The organism is Mesorhizobium sp. M7A.F.Ca.CA.003.01.2.1 (assembly GCF_003998945.1).
GTDB classification, from domain to species: domain Bacteria; phylum Pseudomonadota; class Alphaproteobacteria; order Rhizobiales; family Rhizobiaceae; genus Mesorhizobium; species Mesorhizobium ciceri.
On sequence record NZ_RZRA01000967.1, the window covers coordinates 1 to 2,059 of the forward strand.

Annotated in this window: 4 protein-coding genes; 2 read left to right on the plus strand and 2 right to left on the minus strand. The window is 65.0% G+C overall.

Annotated features, from left to right (window positions below; all coding sequences use genetic code 11):
- A partial coding sequence (locus tag EN969_RS28355; RefSeq protein ID WP_164758569.1) for an N-acetyltransferase occupies positions 1 to 278 on the plus strand: 278 nt, incomplete at its 5' end.
- A 121-nt stretch (positions 279 to 399) separates the two neighbouring features.
- Positions 400 to 1,170 carry a tRNA pseudouridine(38-40) synthase TruA gene (truA, locus tag EN969_RS28360; RefSeq protein ID WP_063169727.1) on the plus strand — a complete coding sequence of 257 codons (771 nt, stop codon included), beginning with the start codon at positions 400 to 402 and terminating at the stop codon, positions 1,168 to 1,170.
- Here the strand turns inward: truA and EN969_RS28365 are convergent.
- Together EN969_RS28365 and EN969_RS28370 are read right to left on the minus strand one after the other, a co-directional pair.
- Entirely contained in the window at positions 1,137 to 1,772 is a 636-nt protein-coding gene (locus tag EN969_RS28365) for a hypothetical protein (RefSeq protein WP_063169726.1), read from the minus strand. The two genes, truA and EN969_RS28365, sit on opposite strands and share 34 nt — an antisense overlap.
- A 5-nt stretch (positions 1,773 to 1,777) precedes the next feature.
- A partial coding sequence (locus tag EN969_RS28370; RefSeq protein ID WP_127419594.1) for a M20/M25/M40 family metallo-hydrolase occupies positions 1,778 to 2,059 on the minus strand: 282 nt, incomplete at its 5' end.

The window sequence follows — 2,059 nt, forward strand, 5'->3', positions numbered from 1 at the left end:
CGCTGGCGCCGCTGGCGGTGGAGCCCTCGTTCCATGGCAGCGGCATTGGCGGCGCGCTGATCCGCGAGGCGCATATCCGCCTCAAGGATGGTGGTGAGACGCTGGCCGTGGTGCTGGGCGACCCCACCTATTACGGGCGTTTCGGCTATAGCCACACGCGTGCCGAGAACTTCGAAAGCGAATACCAGGGCGAAGCGCTGCAGGCGCTGGCCTGGGGTGACGCGCCAGAAGCAGGCAGGCTGGTCTACGCCTCCGCCTTCACCGCTCTCGCCGCGTAGAACAGTCAGCCGTTTTCACGGAAACGGCGAACTGCACTCCTCTTTGTTTTAACGCAATTCCGAACGGAAAACCGTTTCACACTTTTCCTGGAATTGCTCGAGGCGAGAGCTCTAGCCGCAAATGCCGCGTTTTCGCCTCGACATCGAATATGACGGCAGCCTGTTTGCCGGCTGGCAGCACCAGGCGGATCAGCCTTCGGTGCAGCAGGCGATCGAACAGGCGATCGAAAAATTCTGCGGCGAAGCGATCAGGCTGCGCGCCGCCGGCCGCACCGATGCCGGCGTGCATGCGACCGCGCAGGTGGCGCATGTCGACCTCGTCAAGGCGTGGCCGAGCGACAAGGTGCGCGATGCCGTCAACGCCCATCTGCAGGCGGCCGGGGCGCGCATCGCCATCCTGAAAGCGACGGTGGTCTCCGACAGTTTCGACGCCCGCTTCTCGGCCATTGGCCGCCACTATCTCTACCGCATCCTGAACCGCCGCGCGCCGGCCGCGCTCGACAAGGGCAAGGTGTGGTGGGTGCCGAAGCGGCTCGACGCCGGCGCCATGCACGAAGCGGCAAAGGTCCTGCTCGGACGGCATGACTTTACCACCTTCCGCTCGACCCAGTGCCAGGCCAACAGCCCGATCAGGACGCTGGAACGGCTCGATGTGAGCCGACAAGGCGACATGGTCGAGGTCAGGGCTTCGGCGCGCTCGTTCCTGCACAACCAGGTGCGTTCGATGGTCGGCTCGCTCAAGCGTGTCGGCGACGGCGGCTGGAGCGCGGCCGACCTGAAAACATCGCTCGAGGCGCGCGACCGCGCCGCCTGCGGCCAGGTGGCGCCGCCCGACGGGCTGTTTCTCACCGGTGTCGATTATCCGATCGAGACGAGCCCGGAAAGGCTCTGAACTCCGACATCGTCCGGGACGGTGATGCCGAGCAACGTCTGCAGGCCGAACAGCACCAGCAGCGACGCAATGAACATGCCGACGAAAACGGCCGTGCCGACCGCTGCGCCCCTGCCCATCGTGGCATTTGTCATGCGCCAGGTCAGCACCATAGAAAGGGCAAAGAGGAACAGCGACACAAGGCTCGAAACCTGGCTTGCGGACGACAGGAAAAGCCGGATCAGCGCCGAAGGCAGCATCAGCCAGGCGGTGATGGCCGAAGCCCAGTTGCTGGCAACGACGTAGTGGACGAAGCGGCCGCCTATGCCGGCGCGCGGCGCGATGAAAGCGAGCGCAACCAGCGGCAGCACCCAGGAGCCGATGTCGACCGTCGCCAGGCGCACCAGCATGCTGAAGCGCCCCGCGAAGGCGTCGGGATCGCCGATTTCGTTGGCGATGCCGACCCAGCCGACGATCAGCGCCGGTGCTGCAACGACAATGGCGAAGAAGGAATTCCAGAAGCCGTCGGCCGACAGGTCGAGCAGGCGCAGGCCGTCGGCTCTGCCGAGCATCAATCGCCAGGCGCCCGTCAGCGAAGCTTGGGTTTCGTCCGCCGAAAGCATGCTGTTCAGCCCTGTCCGAACCAGTCTTCTATGAAGCGCTGGTAGATTTGCGTCAGCGTCTCGAGGTCGGCAATGGCGACGCGCTCGTCGACCATGTGCATGGTCTTGCCGACCAGCCCGAACTCGACCACCGGGCAATAGTCCTTGATGAAACGCGCATCGGAGGTTCCACCGGAGGTCGACAGCGTCGGCTCCTTGCCGACCGCCGACTTGATCGAGCCGCGCAGCGTTTCGATCAGCCTGTCGTCACGGGTCAGGAAGACATGGCTCGGCAGGTGGCGCCCGAC